Origin of the sequence: Exiguobacterium flavidum (assembly GCF_003344535.1) — a bacterium.
Classification (GTDB): Bacteria; Bacillota; Bacilli; order Exiguobacteriales; family Exiguobacteriaceae; genus Exiguobacterium_A; species Exiguobacterium_A flavidum.
The window spans coordinates 1-8438 of sequence record NZ_QPKS01000020.1 but is presented as its reverse complement, the minus strand read 5'-3'; the positions used below and the strand labels follow the sequence as shown (position 1 = coordinate 8438).

6 protein-coding genes and 1 riboswitch are annotated in these 8438 nt (G+C 43.7%); of the genes, 1 reads left to right on the top strand and 5 read right to left on the bottom strand.

The genetic code is table 11. From position 1 onward, the window contains the following. Window positions 1–394 precede the first annotated feature (394 nt). The 5 genes from DFG60_RS13530 to DFG60_RS13505 form a co-directional block, all read right to left on the bottom strand. Window positions 395–1306, bottom strand: a complete 912-nt coding sequence (locus DFG60_RS13530) for a proline dehydrogenase family protein (RefSeq protein WP_114572297.1) — start codon at window positions 1304–1306, stop codon at window positions 395–397. Between the two features lie 88 nt (window positions 1307–1394). Then, window positions 1395–2699, bottom strand: a complete 1305-nt coding sequence (locus DFG60_RS13525) for an NCS2 family permease (RefSeq protein ID WP_198661606.1) — start codon at window positions 2697–2699, stop codon at window positions 1395–1397. Between the two features lie 130 nt (window positions 2700–2829). Continuing rightward, window positions 2830–2931, bottom strand: a riboswitch (purine riboswitch). 190 nt (window positions 2932–3121) lie between these two features. After that, window positions 3122–3544, bottom strand: a complete 423-nt coding sequence (locus tag DFG60_RS13520; RefSeq protein ID WP_114572295.1) for an NUDIX domain-containing protein — start codon at window positions 3542–3544, stop codon at window positions 3122–3124. A gap of 274 nt (window positions 3545–3818) precedes the next feature. Beyond that, window positions 3819–5516 (bottom strand): coiled-coil domain-containing protein, encoded by a 1698-nt coding sequence (locus DFG60_RS13510; RefSeq protein ID WP_114572294.1) that lies wholly within the window; start codon window positions 5514–5516, stop codon window positions 3819–3821. Window position 5517: 1 nt separating this feature from the next. Beyond that, on the bottom strand, window positions 5518–6582 hold the full coding sequence (locus DFG60_RS13505; protein ID WP_114572293.1) for a dsDNA nuclease domain-containing protein: 1065 nt from the start codon (window positions 6580–6582) through the stop codon (window positions 5518–5520). A 308-nt stretch (window positions 6583–6890) separates the two neighbouring features. Here DFG60_RS13505 and istA point away from each other — a divergent pair, with 308 nt between their 5' ends. Beyond that, entirely contained in the window at window positions 6891–8426 is a 1536-nt protein-coding gene (gene istA / locus DFG60_RS13500; protein ID WP_114571244.1) for an IS21 family transposase, read from the top strand. Window positions 8427–8438: the final 12 nt, after the last annotated feature.

Sequence of the window (8438 nt, the reverse complement as noted above, 5' to 3'; positions counted from 1 at the left end):
GTTTGTGTATCCCGTAGGATACGTTTCTGCCTCATCGTTCAGTTTTCAAAGTTCGTCGTGTCGCCCTTAGCGACTTAACTAGATTAACAGATGTTATGAATCTTGTCAACCAAGTTTCAAAAAAGTATTTCAGCTCCACCGAACCGTAATGTTAAGCGTCTCACTGGAACGTTTATTAATATATCAACTATTCTTTTCAAATACAAGTGTTATTTTAAAAAAACTTTAAATTTCCGTTACATCTTTACAATTTCAGTGCGGCGATTGAGCATCGTTCATATGTCAGCCCTCTTAGGAGTGTATGTCCAAGTCGAACAAGTGGAGATAACACGCTGAAAGAAACATTGATGCCCCCATGGCTTCAGCCAAGGGGGCGACTACGTCCATCTTTTTCTCAACGCCTCATCATGGCGAATAGCGTAAATCCGATATTCGCCGGTCTCTCAGCCAAACGCTTCATCAAATACGTATACCAATCATGGCCGTGCGGCACGTAAATCACTACGCGATGTCCTTCATCCGTGAGCTGCTTCTGACGCTCCTCCCGCATCCCTTGGAGCATCTGGAATTCGTATCGGCTCTCTGATATGTTCGCTTCCTTCAGGTAATCTGTGATTCGCTCGATCATCGCTTCGTCATGCGTCGCGATTTGTGTATAGCGTCCGGCTGACAAATTAGCTTTCACCATTTCGAAGTAGTTCACGTCGACGAGCGCCTTCCGGTCGATATAGGTTTCCTCGTCCCCCTGATACGCCCCTTTGACGACACGTACCGTCGATTCGAGATCCTCGATGTCGAATCGGCTTCTATATAAGTTTGCTTGAAGCGCGATTCCGACACCGTCAAACTCCTTTCTCAACTCCTTGAAACATGCGATGATCCGAGGACAATCTTTCGCCTCCTCCATATTTATGGTCACGAAACATCCGTGTTGCCTTCCGACCTCGAGAATCCGGCGCATCTGTCCGATCGCCACCGCTTCTCCGAGTTGAAGGCCGACAGAGGAGAGCTTCAGCGAGACCTGGGCGTCGACTCCTTCCGCCGTGATTACTTGGATCACTTCGATGCACTCATCCGCGATCGCCTTTGCGTCGTCAGGCGTCTCGATGAATTCCCCCAGGCAATCAACGGTAGCTGCCAGACCATCGACGTTCAGCTCCCGCACCTTCGCGAGCGTCTCATCTATCCTTTGGCCACCGACGAAATGTTTCCCTCCAAGCGGCAGGCCGATTTTCCTTGCTACTTCGATCAGCGCCCTATTCTCAGCGAGCGCTGTAAAAAACGCCCCTGTCATCTTCTCGATCATGGCCTCACCCCTTTTATGCTCTTTTACCCGTCAGCGCACAAAAAAACGCCTTCCTTCTATATAGAAGAAAGACGTTCTAGACAACGAATCAATGGAGCCAGATGAAGTATGCGAGGAATCCGACCGCCATGACATACATGATCGGATGGACTTCCTTCGCGCGGCCCTTCGCGATCATCGTAAGCGGATAGAAGAGGAAGCCGAACGCAATGCCGGTAGCGATCGAGTACGTCAGTGGCATCATGATGACTGTCAGGAATGCCGGTACTGCGTATTCGAATTTCTTCCAATCAATTTGCAGAAGAGACGATGCCATCAGTACACCGACGATGATGAGTGCCGGAGCCGTGACGGGAGCCGTGATGATTGCGAGCAACGGCGAGAAGAACAAGGCGAGTCCGAAGAACGCCGCCGTGACGATCGCCGTCATCCCCGATCGTCCGCCTGCTGCGACGCCTGCGCTCGATTCGATGTAGGAAACTGTCGTCGAAGTCCCGAGAATCGATCCCGCGACCGTCGCCGTCGAGTCAGCGATCAAGGCGCGACCGGCGCGCGGAACTTTGTTGTTCTTGATGAGCCCTGCCTGGTTAGCGACTGCGACGAGTGTTCCGGCCGTATCGAAGAAATCTACGAAGAAGAACGTCAGGATGACGATCGCCATCTGTACGGTGAAGATTTCATTGAAGTGAAGGAACGCTTGACCGAATGTCGGTGCGATGCTCGGCGGTGCCGAGATGATCTCACCGAGGCTTGTCGGTACAGGGATCAAACCGAAAATCATACCGGCGATTGCTGTAAGCACCATCCCGAAGAAGATGCCTCCTTTGACGCCGCGCGTCATCAACACTGCCGACACAGCGAGTCCGAACACAGCGAGGAGCGTAGTGCCTTTTCCTAAGTTGCCGAGCGAGACGAGTGTCGCTTCGTTCGCGACGACGATACCGCCCGTCTTGAGACCGATGAAAGCGATGAAGAGGCCGATTCCTGCTGCAACCGCCATCTTGAGCGGTTCCGGAATCGCATTGATGATCATCTCACGAACACCTGAAGCGGTAAGAACCATGAAGACGAGCCCTGAGACGAGTACGCCCGAGAGTGCCGTCTGCCAAGGGATGCCCATCCCGATGACGACGCTGTAAGCGAAAAAGGCGTTAAGTCCCATCCCCGGCGCAAGTGCGATCGGGTAGTTAGCGAGCAGTCCCATCGTCAGTGATCCGATGATCGCGACGAGTGCTGTCGCACCGAAGACCGCACCTGCGTTCATTCCGGCCGCTGCGAGCGTGTTCGGGTTGACGAACAGGATGTAGGCCATCGCGAAGAATGTCGTCATCCCTGCGATGAACTCTGTTCGCATGTTCGTTCCGAGTGCCTGGAATTCGAAGAAACGCTCGATTGCGTTCTCCTTTTTTGGTGGCTGGTGGTCATGTTTAAGCTGTGTACTCATGGTTTCCCTCTTTCCCAATAGCCGCCTCATGAAAAAAACGGCCTTCACCTATGGCGGTAAAAGCCGTTTCATTAAGCGCACGCCAGACGACGTGCGCCGTAGTAGGAACCTTTACGGTGTTCCTGTAGAGACTTCCGGGCCATATCCCCAGAATTATACGGCATATTTTATTTGTATTTTGGATTGAAAAATAAGAACAACGCCATCGTAGCATCCTGATTCGACTGAGTCAAGGCAAATGACGAAATTTAACTTCTTTATTTTTCCGAACGTTCGGTTTTAAAGAAATAAAAGGGAAGGTCCCTTGCCCGGGCGGCAAAAGACCTCCACGTCGTCATTCCATTCGCGTCTGTATTTGGGACCGTCCCCATTTAGAGATCCGAGTGGGAAAAGGCGCGACCTTGCTCGATTTCAGACAAGATTCCCTTTATATACGGAATCGTATCGTCAGGACATCGCGCCTCCCAAGTCAGCCCGCTGCACTTATCAGGCTCCATGTTTCGAATGTTGCCCATATGATTCGACACCTTTACGAAATAGTCGACCCTGCCGGCCGTTTTCCGGTAGGCGACATGAACGATTTCCATGTCCTCTTCGGAAATGGAGGCACCGATCTCCTCTTTCGCTTCTCGTGCGCCGGCTTCGAAGACGGACTCGGATCGTTCGATATGTCCGGCGACCAGACCAAGATAGCCGTCCATATAGCCTGTGTTCGCCCGTCTCGAAAACAGCATTCCGCCTTTCGCGTCTTCAAACAGCAGATAGACTGCCGGAATTACTTCATATCTTTCCAATGATCATCACCTCACTCACTTCCTGATTATAGCAAAGCAAGAGATGGCTGATGTATCTTAGGAAGATACCCGAATCCGATCTGTCATTCCCACTCAATCGTTGAAGGTGGTTTCGACGTCACATCGTACAGGACGCTTCAAAAACATTGGTATCAAAGAGTTTATCAATCTATTCAAATTAAGATTCCACTCAATTTTTCACATTATTTATTAATACAATTGTAGCAGGTAGTAGTACAATTTTACAATCAAAGTATTAATTATGTTAGACCTTTCAATTGTAAGATTGCCAATATACATTAAAGTATCTATCTATCTCGAATTGATTGTTTATGTAGTCTTCATTACTTAGAACACCATATCTAGGATTGTTTAAAGAAATTAAGTTTATATTATGCGAATCGATATCATAAAAACTTTCGAAATCTATAGTAGCTATAATAATTTGATTTGGTAATTCCATTTTTTCCGTAATTAATGAAAGAACAAGTTTACTGTTATCCCCACTCTGCTCTGCCCCTTTTGGAGAATCAATCAATAAAGGAAGTCTTATATGTTCTTTATTCTTTTTTTCTTTTAACTGCAAAAAGGAATATACTCGTGCTAAGTTAACTCTAACTTGCCCACTTCCAGAAGATGATAACTTATGATCAATTTCTACTTTATCCGGTAATTTGTTCTCTTCAGCATTAAATAAGTGTAAATTATAATCTAACATTTCTTTATATAGACTATTTGCTTCTAAAATATCATGATCCCACTCTTTTAATTTGCGGTTTATTAAATCCATTTCACTTTTAACTGCATTTAATTCATCACTATTTTCTATATATTCAGAAGTTAGTTTTTGCTTCGTTTCTTCCATACCTTTAAACTTCAGAACTTCATCAAATGTATACTTTGATTTCAGTTTTTCTCTTTCAATTTCATCTAATCTATCTTTTAAAGTGGAGTACTCTCTTTCTACTTTCTGCTTCTTATCTGTAATTTCTCTTTTAAGATTTATAAGATCTATTTTTGAAGAATTCAAATCAACGATATTATAGTTAATTTTAAAGATATCTTTTGATTGAACTTCAAATAACGAGTGACATTGGGGACACTCTATTCCCGAAGATTTCTTTATTTTTTTTAAAGCTTTCTCATGCCCACTTTGTGTAGTATCAATTCCTTTAATAATAATATCAATCTTATAAACCTCTTCATTTAAATTTAAAAGATATTTCCTTAAATTATTGAGATCATATGAATATTTTTTATATTTACTTAGAGTAGTTTCGTATTCTAGTTTTATAGAATCAAGATTTATTTCTCTCTCGTAAGCTGTAAGTGTAGTTTCTATATAATTTAATAAAGAACGAGAATTTTTTATATTATCATTTAGTTTATCTTTGTGTATTTCTAGCTCCTTTTTCTGGGCTTGAATTTTACCGAATTCTTCATTGAGTACAGATAAATGGTAATAACTATAGAATTTTCTCTTATTCTTTATAAATTGATCTAACTTATCAAAGGAATTTAGCTCTGGTGTCCAACCACGATCTTGGTCAACATAATATGGCAAGAAATTAAATACCGGTGGCGCAACGACATATTCACCACCTCTGGACTCTAGCATAATTTTAAATTCGAATAATTCACTCAAAAAAATTGAAAGCTCAGTCATATTAGTAAACTTATATATCTTTTCTTTATGCTTCACAACAATATTTTTACCATTTCTTATGAAAAGATAATCATCATTTTTAACGTTTATCTCCAAAAAATGAATTTTTGTTTTTAAATTTAGGCGATCTGAAAAAAATACTTCTCCCCCTAAACAATAATACAAGGATTTCATTATAGTAGATTTGCCTAATTGATTATCTTTACTCGTAATAACATTTATTCCTTTATCAAAAACTATACTCTTAGACTTTTTCTTCTCATAATCAAATATAATGAGCTTCTTAAAGATCATTTGACTATTCACTTTAATTTATTCCTCCTATAGCCTGTTCAATGCAATTCATAAAAAGAATTTCTAATTCAATTTCAGAAAAATACATCTCAAAACCATTATGATATTTTTTTCTAATTTCACTCAATAATTCTTCTCTTGAGCCAATCCCATTTTCAATCTCTTTCTCACAACCACTTATAACTTTGCTCATAATACCACTTACAATGTTTGGTGATTCATTAAGTTTATCTTTGAATGATGCTAATGCTTTTTTGTACTTACTCTCTTCTAAAAGATTCATTTTAACTTTTTTATAGTTTTCAATCACATCTTTGTACGTTATTAATTCTTTTGTATTTTTAATATTTTCTATAAGTTCTTCGAATTCTTTACTTTCAAAGCTTTTCTTAGGAAGAACTGTGAGCATTTTATCTTGCAAACTAAATTCATGCCCTTGTTTACTTTCGAATATTTGTTTTACAGTTTCAAATAGTGCTTTCGCACTTACTAAACTTATATCAATTTTCTGGTCAATCAAAAGCTGATTAAATTTACTCTTTGTGACATCTACGTGGTTATGAATCGATAAGTCTACTTGCGAAAATTTTAATTTTTCTGAGAAACCTTTATTCAGAAAAACTGTGCTATTCATTAAATCTGTCTCAATAAGTTTTTTTAACTTATCATCTACTGTTTTTAAAACAATCGATTCTCCGCTAATTATTTTTTGATCATATTTTAAAGATAGGTTCGAAATAAGAACAATATCCTTCACATCATCATCTAATTTTTCGATATGATCATACATTTTTAAAAAAACGTTGTTGTTAACAAGTGTTGTTAAGGAGAAAAAACCTGCATTACTATCTTTAGTTTTCAACTGATATGTATATATATTTGGAGAAGGTTCTGATGTTTTGAAAATTACTACATCGTCTATACAATCTAAACTAATTGTAAATGTTGACGTCTTATATAACTCAAACATCTTTAACATAGCAAAGCTAATTTGCATTGCTAGGCGGTTGTAAGACATAGAACCTTTGTTTTCTCTAACTTCATAATTTGTTAGAGAAGGATAAAAATCACCAACCATTTAAGATACCTCCATTTTTTTGTAAAACACCTTTTAATTTACCATATTTTGATTTTGCTAACCTGATTTTATGGTCTATCGCTTCGAAAAATAATTTTTATTTTTTTTCGTGAAGATTAACCTACTTGTTTATGATATCAATAACTTTGTAGTTGATAAGTGATAAATCCCCCCCTTGAAACCGCTATATTAGAGAGGGCAGTTTTCCCCAATTAAGGATGTGCAGTTTTTACCCGAATCCGCTCGCTTCGAGTCTATACTCAACATGGTATAGATCATCGAAAGTGAGGACGACTGGAGTGGAAAAAATGAAACTGTACGTGGAAATGAAAGCCTTGCAGGACTTAGGCTTCTCCAAGAGCCGCATAGCGAAGAAAATGAATGTGTCCCGAGGACGCGTGAGCGCCTATCTCAAAATGGACTATGAGGAGTTCAAGGAGTTCGAGGCCGCCTTCGGGAACAGGAGGAAAAAGCTTGATCCCTATCGGGAGCAGATCCTCGGATGGCTGCAGGAACACCCTGACCTCTCAGGGGCACAGGTATTCGATTGGATACAAGAACGGCTCGCGATGACGGATGTGCAGGAGAACACCGTGAGGAACTACGTGAACGAGCTTCGAGAAACCTACCACATCCCGAAAGCCATACAACGGAGAGAATACAGCGCCGTCCCGGAGACCCGGATCGGGCAGCAGGCCCAGGTGGACTTCGGACAGACCGTGGCGAAGACGACGGGCGGAGAGTCCAGGCGTCTCTATTTCATCGCCTTCGTGCTCTCCCATTCCCGCTACAAGTACGTCGAGTGGCTCGACCGTCCCTTCCGGACGGCGGACATGGTCCAGTGCCACGAAAATGCCTTCCGGTATTTCGGTGGCATGCCCTCGGAGATGGTATACGACCAGGACGCGCTCCTGTCCGTCAGCGAGAACGCTGGCGATCTCGTCCTCACCTCCGCCTTCTCCCGTTATCATAAGACGCGCGGATTCAGCATCTATCTGTGCCGGAAGAGCGATCCGGAGTCCAAGGGGAAGGTCGAACAGGTCGTGAAGTTCGTCAAGAACAACTTCAGCAAGAACCGGGTCTTCAGTACGATCGCCGACTGGAACGGCGCCACGATCGCCTGGCTCGCCCGGACAGGCAACCATAAAGTACATCACAACACAAAAAAGAGACCCGTCGAGGTGCATGCCCTGGAAAAGCCACACCTACGACGAGTCTCTGGTACTTACATTTTTGAGAAAGTTCTCGAGTCCAGTATAACAAGGAACATCCAGAAGGACAACGTGATTCGCTATGACGGAAATCGTTACAGCGTCCCGAGAGGGACCTACCGGACAGGCGAACGGAACCAAGCCGTCGTCCGGATCGAAGGGGATCGTCTCTGCATCTGTCTCGAGGCGACCGGAGAGGTCCTCGCGCACCACGCGGTGGCGCGAGGTAAAGGCATCCTCGTCTCCGACCCGAGCCATCACGCCCGTGAAGCGACGCGCAAGGAGCGAATGGCGGCGGAGGTACGCGAAATCTTCTCCGACCGCGAGATGGCCGCCTGGTTCCTGGAGTCGCTTGAGGCGAAATATCCTCGGCACCTGATCGACCAGATGACGGTCGTCCTTCGGACCGCCACCCTCCATCCGCAGCACTGCGACGAGGCGTTGGCGGAGGTGAGACGCTTGAACCTCGTGAGCGGGAACGATTTCCGTGACATCGCCGTGCACCTGGCCACGGTCGCGGGCAAGAAGACCACGCTCCTCCCGCAAGTGAATGAGAAGTACAAGACGTTGAAAGCGCCGGAACGCAAGCAGGACGTCTATGTCGAACTCCTCAAGGGAGGGATGGTCCGATGAGCACCGATCTGT